The sequence below is a fragment of the Pseudomonas sp. BIGb0164 genome, from assembly GCF_024810135.1.
Lineage (GTDB): Bacteria > Pseudomonadota > Gammaproteobacteria > Pseudomonadales > Pseudomonadaceae > Aquipseudomonas.
In genome coordinates, this window is the sequence record NZ_JANUEA010000004.1 from 332,367 (window position 1) to 350,669 (window position 18,303).

16 protein-coding genes are annotated in these 18,303 nt (G+C 61.7%); 13 read left to right on the plus strand and 3 right to left on the minus strand.

Annotation, left to right across the window (positions count from 1 at the left end; genetic code table 11):
* Positions 1 to 76 precede the first annotated feature (76 nt).
* The 10 genes from M2394_RS12855 (at position 77) to M2394_RS12900 (ending at position 13,002) form a co-directional block, all read left to right on the plus strand.
* The gene (locus M2394_RS12855) at positions 77 to 2,296 is read left to right on the plus strand and encodes a primosomal protein N' (protein ID WP_178918590.1); all 2,220 of its coding nucleotides are present in this window, start codon (positions 77 to 79) and stop codon (positions 2,294 to 2,296) included.
* A gap of 203 nt (positions 2,297 to 2,499) precedes the next feature.
* The gene (gene argS, locus M2394_RS12860; protein WP_178918589.1) at positions 2,500 to 4,236 is read left to right on the plus strand and encodes an arginine--tRNA ligase; all 1,737 of its coding nucleotides are present in this window, start codon (positions 2,500 to 2,502) and stop codon (positions 4,234 to 4,236) included.
* Position 4,237: 1 nt separating this feature from the next.
* Entirely contained in the window at positions 4,238 to 4,939 is a 702-nt protein-coding gene (locus M2394_RS12865; RefSeq protein WP_178918588.1) for an SPOR domain-containing protein, read from the plus strand.
* A gap of 259 nt (positions 4,940 to 5,198) precedes the next feature.
* On the plus strand, positions 5,199 to 5,729 hold the full coding sequence (gene hslV, locus M2394_RS12870) for an ATP-dependent protease subunit HslV (protein WP_016972722.1): 531 nt from the start codon (positions 5,199 to 5,201) through the stop codon (positions 5,727 to 5,729).
* A gap of 37 nt (positions 5,730 to 5,766) precedes the next feature.
* The gene (gene hslU / locus M2394_RS12875) at positions 5,767 to 7,104 is read left to right on the plus strand and encodes an ATP-dependent protease ATPase subunit HslU (protein WP_176997236.1); all 1,338 of its coding nucleotides are present in this window, start codon (positions 5,767 to 5,769) and stop codon (positions 7,102 to 7,104) included.
* Positions 7,105 to 7,264: 160 nt separating this feature from the next.
* Entirely contained in the window at positions 7,265 to 7,642 is a 378-nt protein-coding gene (locus M2394_RS12880) for a gamma-butyrobetaine hydroxylase-like domain-containing protein (protein WP_064054062.1), read from the plus strand.
* 248 nt (positions 7,643 to 7,890) lie between these two features.
* Positions 7,891 to 9,570, plus strand: coding sequence for a class II poly(R)-hydroxyalkanoic acid synthase (phaC, locus tag M2394_RS12885; protein ID WP_178918587.1), 1,680 nt, complete (start codon positions 7,891 to 7,893; stop codon positions 9,568 to 9,570).
* 166 nt (positions 9,571 to 9,736) lie between these two features.
* Positions 9,737 to 10,582, plus strand: coding sequence for a poly(3-hydroxyalkanoate) depolymerase (gene phaZ, locus M2394_RS12890; protein WP_025858688.1), 846 nt, complete (start codon positions 9,737 to 9,739; stop codon positions 10,580 to 10,582).
* Positions 10,583 to 10,671: 89 nt separating this feature from the next.
* Positions 10,672 to 12,354 (plus strand): class II poly(R)-hydroxyalkanoic acid synthase, encoded by a 1,683-nt coding sequence (gene phaC / locus M2394_RS12895; RefSeq protein WP_259172730.1) that lies wholly within the window; start codon positions 10,672 to 10,674, stop codon positions 12,352 to 12,354.
* Between the two features lie 27 nt (positions 12,355 to 12,381).
* Complete coding sequence (locus M2394_RS12900) at positions 12,382 to 13,002, plus strand: TetR/AcrR family transcriptional regulator (protein WP_178918585.1); 621 nt, start codon at positions 12,382 to 12,384, stop codon at positions 13,000 to 13,002.
* Between the two features lie 212 nt (positions 13,003 to 13,214).
* On the opposite strand, the gene M2394_RS12905 is transcribed toward M2394_RS12900, so the two are convergent.
* The 3 genes from M2394_RS12905 to M2394_RS12915 form a co-directional block, all read right to left on the minus strand.
* The gene (locus M2394_RS12905) at positions 13,215 to 14,216 is read right to left on the minus strand and encodes a phasin family protein (protein ID WP_259172734.1); all 1,002 of its coding nucleotides are present in this window, start codon (positions 14,214 to 14,216) and stop codon (positions 13,215 to 13,217) included.
* Between the two features lie 12 nt (positions 14,217 to 14,228).
* Positions 14,229 to 14,651, minus strand: coding sequence for a phasin family protein (locus tag M2394_RS12910; protein ID WP_178918583.1), 423 nt, complete (start codon positions 14,649 to 14,651; stop codon positions 14,229 to 14,231).
* A 104-nt stretch (positions 14,652 to 14,755) separates the two neighbouring features.
* Positions 14,756 to 15,031 (minus strand): polyhydroxyalkanoic acid system family protein, encoded by a 276-nt coding sequence (locus M2394_RS12915; RefSeq protein WP_178918582.1) that lies wholly within the window; start codon positions 15,029 to 15,031, stop codon positions 14,756 to 14,758.
* A 271-nt stretch (positions 15,032 to 15,302) separates the two neighbouring features.
* On the opposite strand from M2394_RS12915, the gene ubiE reads away from it, so the two are divergent.
* From ubiE to ubiB, 3 genes are read left to right on the plus strand one after another with little or no spacing between them, the layout of a single operon-like run.
* Complete coding sequence (ubiE, locus tag M2394_RS12920; protein ID WP_060754560.1) at positions 15,303 to 16,073, plus strand: bifunctional demethylmenaquinone methyltransferase/2-methoxy-6-polyprenyl-1,4-benzoquinol methylase UbiE; 771 nt, start codon at positions 15,303 to 15,305, stop codon at positions 16,071 to 16,073.
* Positions 16,073 to 16,696 carry an SCP2 domain-containing protein gene (locus M2394_RS12925; protein WP_259172735.1) on the plus strand — a complete coding sequence of 208 codons (624 nt, stop codon included), beginning with the start codon at positions 16,073 to 16,075 and terminating at the stop codon, positions 16,694 to 16,696. The genes ubiE and M2394_RS12925 overlap by 1 nt, the downstream gene beginning before the upstream one ends.
* Complete coding sequence (gene ubiB, locus M2394_RS12930) at positions 16,693 to 18,297, plus strand: ubiquinone biosynthesis regulatory protein kinase UbiB (protein WP_178918580.1); 1,605 nt, start codon at positions 16,693 to 16,695, stop codon at positions 18,295 to 18,297. The genes M2394_RS12925 and ubiB overlap by 4 nt, the downstream gene beginning before the upstream one ends.
* The last annotated feature ends 6 nt before the right edge of the window (positions 18,298 to 18,303 follow it).

Genomic DNA, 18,303 nt, shown 5'->3' on the forward strand with positions numbered 1-18,303 from the left:
ACGGGACACCCCCACCACAGGTCTGCTAGGCTCCCGCCCCTGCGCCACCGCCTGCCTTTATAGATGAGACCCCCGCGTGCCCGACGCCATTTTGCGCCTAGCCCTGCCTTCGCCCCTGCGCCGCCTGTTCGATTACCGGGCCCCGGCCGGTGTGTCGCGGGCGCAGTTGCAGCCGGGCATGCGTGTGCGCGTGCCGTTCGGGCGCCGGGAAATGATCGGCATCCTGGTGGAAGTCGCCGATCACAGCGAAGTGCCCGCCGAGAAGCTCAAGCCCGCGCTGGCCATGCTCGACGCGACCCCGCCGCTGCCGCCCGCCCTGTTCAAGCTATGCCTGTGGACGGCCCAGTACTATCAGCACAGCCTGGGCGACACCCTGAGCTGGGCGCTGCCGGTGCTGCTGCGCCAGGGCGAGCTGGCTGAAGCGCGCCAGGAACGCTTCTGGTCAATGGTGCCCGGCGCCCGTCTCGACGACCCGCGCATCGCCCGCGCCCCGCGCCAGCGTGAAGCCCTGGCGACCCTGGCCCAGCACCCGCACGGCGTGGCGCATCAACTGTTAAGCAAGCTGATGCTGAGCAAAGACAGCCTCGACCTGCTGCTGGCCAAGGGCCTGGTGCAGGTAGAAATCCGCAAGCACGCCCCCGACCCGCGCCACGACCACTGGCTGGCCCAGCCGGAATTGCCGCTCAACCCCGAGCAACGCGCCGCCTATGAAGCGATTCGCGCAGGCTTCGACAGCTTCCATGCCTTCCTGCTGGCCGGCGTCACCGGCAGCGGCAAGACCGAAGTGTATTTGCAGCTGATCCGCGAAACCTTGCAGGCCGGCAAGCAGGCGCTGGTGCTGATCCCCGAGATCAACCTGGGCCCGCAAACCCTGGCGCGCTTCGAGCAACGCTTCAATGCCCGCATCGCCCTGGTGCACTCGGCGGTCAATGACCGCGAGCGCCTGGAATCGTGGCTGGCGGCCCGGGACGGCGAGGCCGACATCATCATCGGCACCCGCTCGGCGCTGTTCACCCCGATGAAAAACCCCGGGCTGATCATCATCGACGAAGAGCACGACGGCTCCTATAAACAGCAGGAAGGCCTGCGTTACCACGCCCGCGACCTGGCCCTGGTGCGCGCGCGCCAGGAAGACATCCCGATTGTGCTGGGTTCGGCCACGCCATCCCTTGAAAGCTTGCACAACGCCTACACCGGCCGTTATGGACTCCTACGCCTCAACGAACGGGCCGGCGGCGCCAAGCAGCCGCGTTTCCTGCGCCTGGACGTCAAAAGCCGCCCGCTGGACAGCGGCATTTCCGGGCCGATGCAACAGGCTATCGGCCAGACCCTCGCGGCTGGCCAGCAAGTGCTGGTGTTTCTCAACCGCCGCGGCTTCGCGCCGACGCTGCTGTGCCATGACTGTGGCTGGATGTCCGAGTGTGAGCGCTGTGATGCGCGCATGACCGTGCACCAGCGTTATGGCGAACTGCGCTGCCACCATTGCGGCCACGTGGAGCGGGTGCCGCGCCACTGCCCGCAGTGCGGCAAGGTGGACCTGCGGCCAGTCGGCGCCGGCACCGAGCGCGCCGAAGAGCGCCTGGGCATCCTGTTCCCGGACTACCCGGTGCTGCGGGTCGACCGTGACAGCACCTCGCGCAAAGACGCAATGAACCAGCTGTTCGCCACCATCCAGAAAGGCCAGCCGTGCATCCTGATCGGCACGCAGATGCTCGCCAAAGGCCACCACTTCCCTCGGGTGACCCTGGTGTCGATCCTGGATGCTGATGGCGGACTGTTCTCCGGCGACTTCCGCGCCAGCGAGCGCATGGCGCAGTTGATCGTGCAGGTCGCAGGCAGAGCCGGGCGCGCCGAAGAGCCGGGTAAAGTGATTATCCAGACGCACTTGGCTGACCATCCGCTGCTGATCCAGCTGACAGAGCAAGGCTACTTTGCCTTTGCCGAACAGGCACTGAGTGAACGGCGTGCGGCGGGCCTGCCACCGTTTTCCCATTTGGCGCTGTTGCGGGCCGAAGCGCACAAGCCTGGGCAGGCTGAAGGTTTCCTCGATGAAGCGTGCAGCGCTGCCGAGAGTTTGCTGGGTGAGCTGGGCCTGACGGGCATCGAACTGCTCGGCCCGGTGCCCGCCCCCATGGAACGCCGCGCCGGGCGCTATCGTGCTCAGCTACTCTTGCAGGCAACGTCCCGTGCGCCATTGCATCGCCTATTAAGTAGCTGGTTGCTTGCCCTGGAGCAAATGCCCAGCGGCCGGCAGGTGCGATGGTCATTGGATGTGGACCCGGTAGATTTGTATTGATAGATAGGTTGCTATCGCGGGCAAGCCCGCTCCCACAGTTTGAATTGTGAATACCTTAAATGTGGGAGCGGGCTTGCCCGCGATGAGGCCCGCAGGTCCGTCAACCTGTCTGAACGGTTGGCAAGCCCGCCCTCGCCACGGATAATGCCCAGTTTTTCCACCTGCGCATCGCGCGCCGCCGCTTGCGGTCGAAAGAGAACACCATGAAAGACACCATTCGCCAGCTGATCCAACAAGCCCTCACCCAACTCGTCAACGAAGGTGTGTTGCCTGAAGGCCTGACGCCGGCGATCCAGGTGGAGAACACCCGCGACAAGACCCACGGTGACTTCGCCAGCAACATCGCGATGATGCTGGCCAAGCCGGCTGGCATGAAGCCGCGTGACCTGGCGGAAAAACTCATCGCCGCCCTGCCGGCTGACGAAAGCGTCACCAAGGCCGAAATCGCCGGCCCGGGCTTCATCAACTTCTTCCAGAACACCCAGGCCCTGGCTTCGCGCCTGGACGCGGCCCTGGCCGACGCCCAGATCGGCGTGCGCAAGGCCGGCCCGCTGGAACGCGTCGCCATTGACCTGTCGGCGCCCAACCTGGCCAAAGAGATGCACGTGGGCCACCTGCGCTCCACCATCATTGGCGACGGCGTGGCCCGTGTTCTCGAGTTCCTCGGCGACACCGTGATCCGCCAGAACCACGTGGGCGACTGGGGCACCCAGTTCGGCATGCTGATGGCGTACCTGCAGGAAAACCCGATCACCAGCAACGAGCTGTCGGACCTGGAGAATTTCTACCGCGCCGCCAAGAAGCGTTTCGACGAGTCCGAAGAATTCGCCGACCGCGCCCGCGGCCTGGTGGTCAAGCTGCAAGCCGGTGACGAAGAGTGCCTGGCACTGTGGAACCGCTTCCGTGAGATATCCCTGTCCCACTGCCAGGAAATCTACGAGCTGCTCAACGTCAAGCTGACCATGGCCGACGTAATGGGCGAAAGCGCCTACAACGATGACCTGATCAACGTGGTCAACGACCTCAAGGCCAAAGGCCTGCTGGTCGAGAGCAACGGCGCGCAGTGCGTATTCCTTGAAGAATTCAAGACCGCCGACGGCGAGCCGCTGCCGGTGATCATCGTCAAGGCCGATGGCGGCTACCTCTACGCCACCACCGACCTGGCGGCCGTGCGCTACCGCAGCGGCGTACTCAAAGCCGACCGCGCCCTGTACTTCGTCGACCAACGCCAGGCCTTGCACTTCCAGCAGGTGTTCGAGGTGGCCCGTCGCGCAGGCTTCATCACCCACCCGATGCACATGGAACACATGGGCTTCGGCACCATGAACGGCGCCGACGGTCGCCCGTTCAAGACCCGCGACGGCGGCACCGTGAAGCTGATCGACCTGCTGAACGAAGCCCAGGAGCGCGCCTACAACCTGGTGAAGGAAAAGAACCCGGAGCTGGCCGAAGCCGACCTGCGCAACATCGCCCGCGTGGTGGGCATTGGCGCGGTGAAATACGCCGACCTGTCCAAGCACCGCACCAGCGACTACAGCTTCAACTTCGAGCTGATGCTGAACTTCGAAGGCAACACTGCGCCGTACCTGCTGTACGCCTACACCCGTGTAGCCGGCGTGTTCCGTAAGCTGGGCAAGGATTTCAGCGAAGTGGAAGGCCACATCGTGCTGGACGCCCCGCACGAACAGGAACTGGCCGCCAAGCTGGCGCAATTCGGCGAAGTGCTGAACAGCGTCGGCGAGAAGGGCACGCCGCATATCCTGTGCACCTACTTGTACGAAGTCGCCGGCCTGTTCTCCAGTTTCTACGAGAACTGCCCGATCCTCACCGCAGACGACGAAGCCCAGAAGCAAAGTCGCCTGCGCCTTGCCGCACTGGCTGGACGGACCCTCAAGCAAGGCCTGGAGCTGTTGGGCCTGGAAACTCTGGAGCGTATGTAAGTTGGCTGCCAAGAAAAAACCTGCACCCAAGCGCGGCGCCAGCCGCTACCAGGCCCCGGCGAAGAAGCCTATTCCAGGCTGGTTGTGGATGGCCATCGGCCTGGCAGTCGGTGCGTTTGTCGTGATCCTGATGAAGCTGGAGCCGGGCAAGGGCGATGACGTCAAACGGGTCAAGCAAGAGCAGCAGAAGGCCACGAAGATCGCCGAAGCCAACAAGACCGCGCCAAGCCCGACAGCGCCGGTGAAGCCGAAGTACGACTTCTACACGCTGCTGCCGGAATCGGAAGTGATCGTACCGCCTGACGCCGTGCCGGAGAAAACCCTGCCGACGCCACAAGTGCCGACCACGCCGGTAACACCAGCGGAGGCCGCGAAGATCGATACCGCACGCGCCCAGGCGGCGCTGGCCGGGATTACCCCGCCGCCACCGCCACCGGTGGCGACCACCAAGGCCGCGCCGGTGACCAAGTTCTTCCTGCAGGCGGGCTCGTTCCCGAAACAGGCGGATGCGGACCGCGTGCGTGCGCAGATCATTCTGTTGGGCCAGGCGGTGTCGGTTGAGTCCGGCACGGTGAAGGATGCGACCTGGTATCGCGTGCTGGTGGGGCCGTTCAGCAACCGTGAGCAACTGACCGTGGCGCAGAAGCAACTGGCTGGCGCCGGCTTTAGCAACCTGTTGTTACAACAACGCCAGAGCCGCTGACACAAGCTCAACACGGGACAAAAATGTGGGAGCTGGCTTGCCTGCGATTGCGGTGTAACAGTCAATATTTTCAGTGACTGACACACCGCAATCGCAGGCAAGCTCGCTCCCACATTTGGTTTTAGGGTGTTCTCAAAAGTGTGTAAGACCTATAAACACCACTCGTCCGCATACCTCCCTTACAGTTGAAATCCCCCCCGCCACCCCCATATGAGTTTTCATCAGGGCATTTTCGCCCCGCTGCGTGGAGACTCTCCCCTTGACCACCATCGTTTCAGTACGTCGCCACGGCAAAGTCGTCATGGGCGGCGACGGCCAGGTTTCCCTGGGTAATACCGTGATGAAAGGCAACGCCAAGAAAGTGCGTCGCCTGTACCACGGCCAGGTGCTCGCAGGCTTTGCCGGCGCGACCGCCGACGCCTTCACCCTGTTCGAGCGTTTCGAAGGCCAGCTGGAAAAACACCAGGGCCACCTCGTTCGCGCCGCTGTCGAGCTCGCCAAAGAATGGCGCACCGACCGCTCCCTCAGCCGCCTCGAAGCCATGCTGGCCGTCGCCAACAAAGACGCCTCGCTGATCATCACCGGCAACGGCGATGTGGTGGAGCCGGAACACGGCCTGATCGCCATGGGTTCCGGTGGTGGCTACGCCCAGGCGGCTGCCAGCGCACTGTTGAAAAAGACCGACCTGTCGGCCCGTGAAATCGTCGAGACCGCCCTGGGTATCGCTGGCGATATCTGCGTGTTCACCAACCACAACCTGACCATTGAGGAGCAGGACCTCGCTGAGTAAGCCCCAAGGCTTATTCGGCTTGAGGCCGCCAAACACTATGTCCATGACTCCCCGCGAAATCGTCCATGAACTTAATCGCCATATCATCGGCCAGGACGATGCCAAGCGCGCCGTAGCCATTGCGCTGCGTAACCGCTGGCGCCGGATGCAACTGCCCGAAGAACTGCGCGTTGAAGTGACGCCCAAGAACATCCTGATGATCGGCCCGACCGGCGTCGGTAAAACCGAGATCGCCCGTCGCCTGGCCAAGCTGGCCAACGCGCCGTTCATCAAGGTCGAAGCCACCAAGTTCACCGAAGTGGGCTACGTGGGCCGTGACGTCGAGTCGATCATCCGTGATCTGGCCGACGCCGCCTTGAAAATGCTGCGCGAACAGGAAGTGACCAAGGTCAGCCACCGCGCCGAAGACGCCGCCGAGGAACGCATCCTCGACGCCCTGCTGCCCCCGGCACGCATGGGCTTCAACGAAGACGCCGCCCCAGCCTCGGATTCCAACACCCGTCAACTGTTCCGCAAGCGCCTGCGTGAAGGCCAGTTGGACGACAAAGAGATCGAGATCGAAGTCTCCGAAGCGTCCAGCGTCGATATTTCCGCACCGCCTGGCATGGAAGAAATGACCAGCCAGCTGCAAAACCTGTTCAGCAACATGGGCAAGGGCAAGAAGAAAAGCCGCAAGCTCAAGGTGAAGGATGCGCTGAAACTGGTGCGCGACGAAGAAGCTGGGCGCCTGGTCAATGAGGAAGAACTCAAGGCCAAGGCCCTGGAAGCCGTCGAGCAGCACGGCATCGTGTTTATCGACGAGATCGACAAGGTGGCCAAGCGTGGTAACTCTGGTGGCGTCGATGTGTCCCGCGAGGGCGTACAACGCGACCTGCTGCCGCTGATCGAAGGCTGCACCGTGAACACCAAGCTGGGCATGGTCAAGACTGACCACATCCTGTTCATTGCTTCGGGTGCCTTCCACCTGAGCAAGCCAAGCGACCTGGTGCCGGAGCTGCAAGGCCGCCTGCCGATCCGCGTGGAACTCAAGGCACTGACCCCGGGCGACTTCGAGCGCATCCTCAGCGAGCCGCACGCGTCGCTCACCGAGCAGTACCGTGAGCTGCTGAAAACCGAAGGCTTGGGCATCGAGTTCCAGGCAGACGGTATCAAGCGCCTGGCGGAGATCGCCTGGCAGGTCAACGAGAAGACTGAGAACATCGGTGCCCGTCGTTTGCACACCTTGCTGGAGCGTCTGCTGGAGGAAGTGTCCTTCAGCGCCGGCGACCTGGCTGGGGCGCAGAATGGCGAGGTGATCAAGATCGACGCTGAGTACGTCAACAGCCACTTGGGCGAATTGGCGCAGAACGAAGACTTGTCTCGTTATATCCTGTAAGGCTAACGCAGGGCCGCTTTGCTTTAATGTGGGAGCGGGCTTGCTCGCGAATGCGGTGTATGAGTGCCAGATGTGCTGACTGACACACCGTATTCGCGAGCAAGCCCGCTCCCACAGTTTAAAGCCGGTCCCTTCAGGACTATCTCTGGGCGGTTCTCCAATGTCGAAATTCCCCACTGCCGTAAACCTGCACAAAACCTCCAACACCCTCGGCCTCACCTACGGGCCCGACGAGGTGTATCAACTCTCCGCCGAACTGCTGCGCACCCACTCGCCTTCCGCCGAGGTCCAGGGTCATGGCAAACCCATCCTGCAATTCGGCAAGCTCAACGTACGGTTGACCAAGATAGAACCGGCCGGTCAGTACGCACTGAAATTGACCTTCGACGACGGGCATGACAGCGGGCTGTTCACTTGGGACTACCTTTACCAACTGGCCGTGCGTCAGGACGCGCTGTGGGCCGATTACCTGGCCGAACTCAAAGCGGCTGGAAAAACCCGCGACCCGAGCGAGTCGGTCGTGCGGCTGATGCTCTAGCACACGCCTCTTGCTCTTTAGAGAGCATTTTCTAATTTCATCTGCTTGAATGCCCTGTCGCGCGGCCAATGACTGGCCCGCTTGCGAAAAAAATTAAACTCGGGTAACCAATGGAACTGGCAAGTTCCCTGCATTTGACGATGCGGTATCAACGGTCACCCGAGTCGCGTACCTGGCTTGTGTTGTGTATCGAAACCTGGTGCACAGCGGTACCCGGTACTCGTCTTTCGGACAATGGAGCGTCGTAGATGAGTAACAAGAACAACGATGACTTGAAACGCCAGGCCTCGGAAAACACCCTGGGGCTGAACCCGATCATCGCGTTACGGAAAAAGGATTTGCTCGCCTCGGCGAAGATGGTGCTGACCCAAGCCATCAAGCAACCGTTGCACAGCGTCAAGCACGTCGCCCACTTTGGCGTCGAATTGAAGAACGTGATGTTCGGCAAGTCCCAGCTGGTGCCGGAACACGACGACCGTCGTTTCCATGACCCGGCCTGGAGCCAGAACCCGCTCTACAAACGTTATTTGCAGACCTACCTGGCATGGCGCAAGGAGCTGCACGACTGGATCGGCGACAGCAACCTGTCGGAACAGGACATCAGCCGTGGTCACTTCGTGATCAACCTGATGACCGAAGCCATGGCCCCTACCAACAGCGCGGCCAACCCGGCAGCGGTCAAACGCTTCTTTGAAACCGGTGGCAAGAGCCTGCTCGATGGCCTCTCCCACCTGGCCAAGGACCTGGTGCACAACGGCGGCATGCCGAGCCAGGTCAACATGGGCGCCTTTGAAGTGGGTAAAACCCTGGGCACTACCGAAGGCGCGGTGGTGTTTCGCAACGACGTGCTGGAGCTGATCCAGTACAAGCCGATCACCGAACAGGTGCACGAGCGCCCCCTGCTGGTGGTGCCGCCGCAGATCAACAAGTTCTACGTATTCGACCTGAGCCCGGACAAGAGCCTGGCGCGCTTCTGCCTGCGCAATGGCCAGCAGACCTTTATCGTGAGCTGGCGCAACCCGACCAAGGCCCAGCGCGAGTGGGGCCTGTCGACCTACATCGAGGCGCTCAAGGAAGCGGTGGATGTGGTCACGGCAATCACCGGCAGCAAAGACATCAACATGCTCGGCGCCTGCTCGGGTGGCATCACCTGCACCGCGTTGCTGGGCCACTACGCCGCGCTGGGGGAGAAGAAGGTCAACGCCCTGACCCTGATGGTCAGCGTGCTGGACACCACCCTGGACACCCAGGTGGCGCTGTTCGTCGACGAGCAAACCCTTGAGGCCGCCAAGCGCCATTCCTACCAGGCCGGCGTGCTGGAAGGCCGCGACATGGCCAAGGTGTTCGCCTGGATGCGCCCCAACGACTTGATCTGGAACTACTGGGTCAACAATTACCTGTTGGGCAACGAACCACCGGTGTTTGACATCCTGTTCTGGAACAACGACACCACCCGCCTGCCGGCCGCGTTCCACGGCGATCTGATCGAACTGTTCAAGAACAACCCGCTGGTGCGCGCCAACGCCCTGGAAGTGTGCGGCACGCCCATCGATCTCAAGCAGGTCACCGCCGATATCTACTCACTGGCCGGCACCAACGACCACATCACGCCATGGCAGTCCTGCTACAAGTCGGCGCAGTTGTTTGGTGGCAAGGTGGAGTTCGTGCTGTCGAGCAGCGGGCATATCCAGAGCATCCTCAACCCGCCCGGCAACCCCAAGGCGCGCTACCAGACCAGTGACGGCCTGGCGTGCAGTGCATTGGAGTGGCAGGAGAACGCCACCAAGCACACCGATTCCTGGTGGCTGCACTGGCAGGCGTGGCAGGCGGAACGGGCGGGCAAGCTGAAGAAAGCGCCGACTTCGCTAGGAAATAAAACTTACGCCGCAGCAGAAGCAGCGCCGGGTACTTATGTGCATGAACGCTAAGCCACACATATTTTCGTGATTGAAATGGGATCAAATGTGGGAGCGAGCTTGCTCGCGAATGCAGTGTGCCAGCTAGCACACCTGATACTGATACACCGCTTTCGCGAGCAAGCCCGCTCCCACATTTCGACCACATTCCGGCTGTAACACTTCACAGGGCTTGAGCATGCCGCAACCGTTCATCTTCCGTACCATCGACCTGGATGGCCAGACCATCCGCACGGCGGTGCGCCCGGGCAAGCCTCACTTGACGCCCTTGCTGATCTTCAACGGCATCGGCGCCAACCTTGAGCTGGTGTTTCCGTTCGTCCAGGCCCTGGACCCGGACCTGGAAGTGATCGCCTTCGATGTGCCCGGCGTGGGTGGCTCATCCACGCCCAACCGTCCCTATCGCTTTCCCGGCCTGGCCAAGCTCACTGCACGCATGCTCGACTACCTGGACTATGGCCAGGTGAACGCGGTGGGCGTGTCCTGGGGCGGCGCGTTGGCGCAGCAGTTCGCCTACGACTACCCGGAGCGTTGCAAGAAGCTGATCCTGGCGGCCACGGCGGCGGGTGCGGTGATGGTGCCGGGCAAACCCAAAGTGCTGTGGCTGATGGCCAGCCCGCGCCGTTACATCCAGCCGTCCCATGTAGTGCGCATTGCCCCGATGATTTATGGCGGCTCGTTCCGCCGCGATTCGAAACTGGCCGCAGAACATGCCAGCAAAGTACGTTCGGCGGGCAAGCTGGGTTACTACTGGCAACTGTTCGCCGGGCTGGGCTGGACCAGCATCCACTGGCTGCACAAGATCCGCCAACCCACCCTGGTGCTGGCGGGGGATGACGACCCGCTGATCCCGCTGATCAACATGCGCATGCTGGCCTGGCGCATTCCCAACGCACAGTTGCACATCATCGACGATGGCCACCTGTTCTTGATCACCCGGGCCGAAGCCGTGGCGCCGATCATCATGAAATTTCTCGAGGAGGAGCGCCTGCGCGCGGTGATTCATCCGCGACCTGCGGTGTAAGGACCACACCGCCGCGCAACTTGCCAGGAACCGACTATGGTTCTGAATTGGCGTGCCTGTTTGATGGCTTGACGAAGGAGTGTTGGCTCATGCGAGAAAGACCCGTGACGAACCCGGCGCCCACCCCTGCCGTGTTCATCAATGCGCAAAACGCGATCACCGGCCTGCGCGGTCGGGACCTGCTGTCGACGCTGCGCAGCGTTGCCGCCCACGGCCTGCGCAACCCGGTGCATACCGTTCGTCATGCCTGGGCACTGAGCGGCCAGCTGGGCCGCGTGCTGCTGGGTGAGACGGTGCATGAGCCCAACCCCAATGACAGCCGTTTCAGCGACCCCACCTGGAAGCTCAACCCGCTCTATCGGCGCAGCCTGCAAGCCTACCTGAGCTGGCAAAAGCAGACGCGCCACTGGATCGACGACAGCGCGTTGAGCGCCGATGACCGGGCCCGCGCGCACTTTGCCTTCTCGCTGCTCAACGACGCCGTCTCCCCTTCCAACACCCTGCTCAACCCGCTGGCCGTCAAGGAGCTGCTCAACTCCGGGGGCAACAGCGTGGTGCGCGGTGTGACGAACCTGTTCGAGGACCTGCTGCACAACAATGGCCTGCCGCGCCAGGTGAGCAAGCACGCGTTCGAAGTGGGCAAGACGGTCGCCACCACGCCGGGTTCGGTGGTGTTTCGCAACGAGCTGCTGGAGCTGATCCAGTACAAGCCCATGAGCGAAAAGCAGTACGCCAAGCCGCTGCTGGTGGTGCCGCCGCAAATCAACAAGTACTACATTTTCGACCTCAGCCCCGCCAACAGCTTTGTGCAGTACGCCCTCAAGAACGGCCTGCAGACCTTTATGGTCAGTTGGCGCAATCCGGACGTGCGCCATCGTGAATGGGGACTCTCCACCTACGTTGCGGCGCTGGAAGAAGCCCTCAACGTCTGCCGGGCCATTACCGGCGCACGGGAGGTCAACCTGATGGGCGCCTGCGCCGGTGGCCTGAGCATCGCCGCCCTGCAAGGCCACCTGCAAGCCAAGCGCCAGTTGCGGCGCATCTCCAGCGCCACCTACCTGGTGAGCCTGCTGGACAGCCAGATCGACAGCCCCGCCACGCTGTTTGCCGATGAACAAACCCTAGAAGCGGCCAAGCGCCGCTCTTACCAGCAAGGCGTGCTGGACGGCCGCGACATGGCGAAGGTGTTCGCCTGGATGCGCCCCAATGACCTGATCTGGAACTACTGGATCAACAACTACCTGCTGGGCAAGGAACCGCCGGCCTTCGACATCCTGTACTGGAATAACGACAACACGCGCTTGCCCGCCGCGCTGCACGGCGACCTGCTGGATTTCTTCAAGCACAACCCGCTGAGCCATCCCGGCGGCCTGGAGGTGTGCGGCACGCCCATCGACTTGCAGAAGGTCACGGTGGACAGCTTCAGCGTGGCCGGGATCAACGACCACATCACGCCGTGGGACGCGGTGTACCGCTCCACCCAGTTGCTGGGGGGTGAGCGGCGCTTCGTGCTGTCCAACAGCGGGCATATCCAGAGCATCCTCAACCCGCCGGGCAACCCCAAGGCCAACTACGTCGAGAACCCCAAGCTGAGCAGTGACCCGCGCGCCTGGTACTACGACGCCAACCACGTCGAAGGCAGCTGGTGGCCGCAGTGGCTGGAATGGGTGCAGCAGCGCTCCGGCGTGCAGCGCGAAACCCTCACCGCCCTGGGCAACCAGAACTACCCACCGATGGAAGCAGCGCCGGGCACCTACGTGCGTGTGCGCTGAACTCAACGATCACATTAAGAAGACTGGATGAAGACCCGCGACCGTATCCTTGAATGTGCCCTGCAGTTGTTCAACCAGAAGGGCGAGCCGAACGTGTCGACCATGGAGGTGGCCAATGAAATGGGGATCAGCCCCGGCAACCTCTACTACCACTTCCATGGCAAGGAGCCCTTGGTGCTTGGGTTGTTCGAGCGCTTTCAAAACGAACTGGCACCCCTGCTCGACCCACCCGCTGACGCGCAGCTGGAGGCCGAGGATTACTGGCTATTCCTGCACCTGATCGTCGAGCGCATGGCCCATTACCGGTTTCTGTTCCAGGACCTGTCGAACCTGGCGGGGCGCCTGCCGAAACTGGCCAAAGGCATTCGCAACCTGCTCACGGCACTCAAACGCACCCTGGCGTCGCTGTTGGCACGGTTGAAGACGTCGGGGCAATTGGTCAGTGGTACCCAGGCACTGGGGCAACTGGTGGAGCAGATCACCCTGACCCTGCTGTTTTCGCTGGACTACCAGCGCATTCTCGACCGTGAAGGTGAGATACGGGTGGTGGTCTACCAGATCGTGATGCTGGTGGCGCCGCACTTATTGTTGCCGGCACGGCTGGCGACCGAGAAATTCGCACTCAAATACCTGGATGACTCCGTCTAAAAAGCAGGAGCGTTTATTGTAGTGAGCAAGTTTGCTTGCGCCGGGGTGCGAAGTTCGCCCAAAAAGCCGGCGACCGCTGCGCGATCAAGCGGGAGCAAGCTCCCTCGCCACAAAAGCCCTCACACTGTTGGATGTGTTGTGTCATTGAAAGCACCACCATAAAAAATGCCCGACCTTCACAGGCCGGGCATTTTTTGTGTGTCCTGAAAAAATCAGGACTGACTGGATGGCGTCGGGGTTGCCGGCGATGCAGTCGGGGTCACAGCAGCAGGGGTCGGTGCGGACACCGAGTTGGCTGTGGAAGCGGCAGGTGCCGCAGTTGCTGGCTTGGCCGCAACAGCAGGCTTGGCCGCTGCTGGTTTTTTCGCTACCGCTGGTTTCTTCGCGGCGGCTGGTTTTGCCGCAGGCTTGGCGGCCGCAGGTTTAGCAGCCGGTTTCGCGGCGGCCGGCTTGGCTGCAGGTTTCGCAGCAGCGGGCTTGGCAGCAGGTTTAGCGGCTGCGGTTTTAGCTGCTGGCTTGGCGGCCGGTTTTGCAGCGGCCTTGGCGGCAGGTTTAGCCGCCGGCTTGGCAGCGGCTTTAGCGGCCACGGGTTTAGCGGCAGGCTTGGCAGCCGGTTTTGCCGCTGCTGTTTTAGCCGCAGGCTTGGCAGCCGGTTTAGCGGCGGCTTTGGCGGGTGCCTTGGCCGCAGGTTTTGCAGCCGGTTTGGCAGCAGCTTTTACCAGAGGCTTGGCTGCAGTTTTCGCTGCGGGCTTGGCCGCTGCGGTTTTAGCGGCCGGCTTGGCAGCAGGTTTGGCGGCAGCCGTTTTCACAGGGGCCACTTTGGCACCGGTGAGCTTTTCGATTTGCTTGGTCAACGTGTCGACCTTGCTGTGCAGTGCCTTCAGCTCTGCCTTGCTGGGTACGCCCAGTCGCGAAATCGCACTGTTGAGGCGTTTGTCGAAAGTTTCTTCCAACTTGCCCCAGGTGTCAGAAATACCCGACTTGGCGGAACCGGCAGTTGCCTTGGCCGCTTCAACTGTTTTACCGACTGTGCTTTTGGTCAACTTCTCGGCTTTCTCGCCGTCCTTGACCAAAGACTCGAAGAGTTTTTTGCCTTCACCAATGCTAGCCTTCGAGTACACGCCTAAACCAGCAAGCCAGATCTTACGGGAATATTTTTCAACTTCCCCGACCCACGAGCTGCCTTCTTTCTGAGTAGTCTTTTTAACAGCCATCCCGATGTCTCCTTAGTGTTTACGCGCGACACGTTCTAGCAATGTCGTCAGCTCTTCGAGCTTAGCAGAGAGTGTCTCCACGTCATGTTTAGACGCAATGCCGATCCGATTCAAGGCACTTGCAACGCGTATGTCAAAAGCTTTTTCAACTTTATCCAGTTGAACTTCAACCAGGCCTTTGACGCTTGAGACATTACTCTTTACTTGGTCAATCTGACTGTTGGCGGCATCAAGTTGTTCAACCACAACTTTTTTACCTTTACTTTCAACATGTTGACCCTTCTTGACCAGCTCTTTGAAGTACTCGCTGCCTTCGCTGCCGACCTTGGCATAGGCGCCAAGACCCGCCAGCCAGATCTTGCGGGCATAGCGTTTAACGTCACTCAGGGCGGTGGACTGAACGTCGATTTTTTTCTTCAAAATAACTTTGGCCATGGCACACCTCACGCAAAAAAGGTTGAGGAACGGCCCGCAGGAGTTGAGGGCTTGGGCACAAAGTAGGCAGAAAAATTAGAATCGGCACCCTAAGAAGACCCGGATCAGGCCAGTGCCTTATCCAGGGCTTTCTCGATTTCGGACTTGATAGTGCCACTCATGGCCGACATCAACAGGCCCAGTTCCACATCAATACGCAGGGAGTCCTCGGCCACCGACACGGTGCCTTTAACGCCTGAACGCTTGAGGTTCAAGGTATCGCCAGACCATGTGGACTCCAGGCCATATTGTTCCTTGAGTTTGCCTGCCAACTTGTCGGCTTTTGCCCGCGCGCCTTCTTTACCCAGGGTATGTGCACGCTCAACGGTAATACGGGCCATTGCAATGACTCCTCTTTTATAACGGTATGGATACCTGCCATGCGGCAAAAGGTCTCGGTCGCCGCCTATCTTACCCCGATGGTTGTAGTGAGCGGGCTTGCCCCGCGCCGAACGCAAGGCCACCGCAGTGTTTCAGAAAGACCTGGGGCCCTGGTTTGGGGCCACTTCGAAGCCTGGCGCGGGGCAAGCCCGCTCACGACATTGAGCCTTGCCAAGACAAAGCAGGTCGTGGGGATTATCATGTCCCGCATTCTCTTTTGGTGACAGCGATATGACTGACCAGCGCAAAGGCAGCGATGCCGAACCCACCACTCACTTCGGCTTCAAGAACGTTCCGGAAAGCCAGAAAGCGGAAAAAGTCGCTGAGGTGTTCCACTCCGTCGCGGCCAAGTACGACCTGATGAACGACGTGCTGTCGGGCGGCATGCACCGCCTGTGGAAGCGCTTCACTATCGAGCTGTCGGGTGTGCGCGCCGGCAACCGCGTGCTGGACATCGCCGGCGGCACGGGCGACCTGGCCGCCAAGTTTTCCAAGCTGGTGGGCCCCACTGGCCAAGTGGTACTGGCCGACATCAACGGCTCGATGCTCAAGGTCGGTCGTGACCGCCTGCTGGATAAAGGCGTAGCCGGCAATATCGAGTTCGTCCAGGCCGACGCTGAGAAGCTGCCGTTCCCGGACAACCATTTCGATTGCGTGACCATTGCCTTCGGCCTGCGCAACGTGACCCACAAGGAAGACGCGATCCGCTCGATGCTGCGCGTGCTCAAGCCGGGCGGCCGCCTGTTGGTGCTGGAGTTCTCCAAGCCGACCAACGCGCTGATGTCCAAGGTCTACGACACCTACTCCTTCGCCTTCATGCCGCTGATGGGCAAGCTGATCACCAATGACGCCGAGAGCTACCGCTACCTGGCCGAATCGATCCGCATGCACCCCGACCAGGAAACCCTGAAGTCGATGATGGTAGAAGCCGGCTTCGACCGCGTGACCTACCACAACATGACCTCGGGCATCGTTGCCCTGCACCGCGGCATCAAGCCCTGATGCTGTTCGCAGGCCTTCTCGCCAGCGTCGAGCACGGTATCAACCGTGTGCTGCGCCTGGACAGCACCGCCCTGGCGCGGCTCGCGCACTTGAACGGCAAGATCATTGCCGTCGACTGCACGAGCCCCGCCTTGCAGCTGTTTATCCTGCCCAGCGATGAAGGCCTGCTGCTCGCCAGCGACTGGGCTGCCGACGCCGACTGCACCCTGCGTGCGCCAGCATCGAGCCTGCTGCACCTGGCCCTGAGCCGCAACAAGACTGCCATCCTGCACAGCGCCGAGGTGGAGCTCGAAGGTGACAGTTCGGTGCTGATGGACCTGGCCGCCGTGCTGCAAGACCTGGAACTGGACTGGGAATACGAACTGTCGCGCTGGATCGGCCCCGTGGCCACCCAGTTGATCAGCGGGCACCTGCGCAGCCGCACGCGCTGGTACCAACAAGGGTTCGCCAGCCTCAACCAGAACCTCGCCGAATACCTGAGCGAAGAATCGCGCACCCTGGTCGGAGAACGGGAAGCGCAAGCGCGCTTTCGTGAACTCGACAAGGCCAAAATCGACCTGGAACGCCTTGAGGCCCGCTTCGAGCGCCTGAGCCGTTCCCTTGATCCAAGCGATAACGCATGAAGCTGCTCGCCGTCCGCCGTCTGTTTCGTATCCAGCGCGTCGTAATCCGCTACCGCCTCGATGACCTGCTGTTCGCCCTGCCCCTGCCGTGGTTCCTGCTGGCGGTGCGCTACGTGCTGCCGTGGCGCTGGTTCCCGCGCAAGCCGCTGGAGCTGAGCCGGGGCGCACGCCTGCGCCTGGCGCTGCAGGACCTGGGGCCGATCTTCATCAAGTTCGGGCAGATCCTCTCGACCCGCCGCGACCTGCTGCCCGAAGACATCGCCGACGAGCTGATGCTGCTGCAGGACCGCGTGCCGCCGTTCGATTCCCAGCAGTCGATGAAATTGATCGAAGAGCAATTGGGCAAGAAGATCAGTGACGTCTTCAGCCGCTTCGATGTCGACCCATTGGCTTCCGCCTCCGTGGCGCAGGTCCACGCCGCCCAGCTGAAAACCGGCGAAGAGGTAGTGGTGAAGGTGATTCGCCCGGGCCTCAAGCCGATCATCGGCCAGGACCTGGCATGGTTGTTCATCCTCGCCCGCGCCGCTGAGCGCTTCAGCGCCGATGCCCGCCTGCTGCACCCGGTGGACGTGGTCGCCGACTACGAAAAAACCATCTACGACGAACTCGACCTGCTGCGCGAAGCCGCCAACGCGAGCCAGCTCAAGCGCAACTTCGAGGGTTCGCCGCTGCTGTACGTGCCCCAAGTGTATTGGGACTGGTGCCGCCCCAAGGTGCTGGTGATGGAGCGCATCTACGGCGTGCAAGTCACCGACCTCGCCACCCTGGCCGACCAACGCACCGACATGAAGATGCTTGCCGAGCGCGGCGTGGAGATCTTCTTCACCCAGGTGTTCCGCGACAGTTTCTTCCATGCCGACATGCACCCGGGCAACATCTTCGTCAGCACCGTGAACCCGTGGAGCCCGCAGTACATTGCAATCGACTGCGGCATCGTCGGCAGCCTGACCCCGGAAGACCAGGATTACCTGGCCCGCAACCTGTTCGCCTTCTTCAAGCGCGACTACCGTCGCGTGGCGCAGTTGCACATCGATTCGGGCTGGGTGCCGGCCGAAACCAAGCTCAACGAATTCGAAGCGGCGATCCGCACCGTGTGCGAGCCGATCTTTGAAAAACCGTTAAAAGATATTTCTTTCGGCCAGGTGTTGATGCGCCTGTTCCAGACCGCACGACGCTTCAACATGGAAGTGCAGCCGCAGTTGGTATTGCTGCAGAAAACCTTGCTGAACATCGAAGGCCTGGGCCGCCAGCTGTACCCGGACCTCGACCTGTGGAACACCGCCCAGCCGTTCCTCGAACGCTGGATGCGCGAGCGGGTCAGCCCGAAAACCCTGATCGGCAACCTGCACAGCCAGTTCGAACAGCTGCCGCACCTGGCCAACATGACCCGCGACCTGCTGGAGCGCATGTCCCAGCCCCACGCCAAGGACCCCGCGCCGCCGTGGCACCGTCGCAAGGACGACTGGTTCCTGCGCCTGCTGGGCGCCGCGCACCTGGTGGGTGGCGCAGTACTCGCCCTCGGCGGGCCGCTGAACGAATTGGGCCACTGGCCGGCCGGCATCATGGTCGCCGTGGGTGTTTATCTGATCGTGCGTCGATAGCCAATC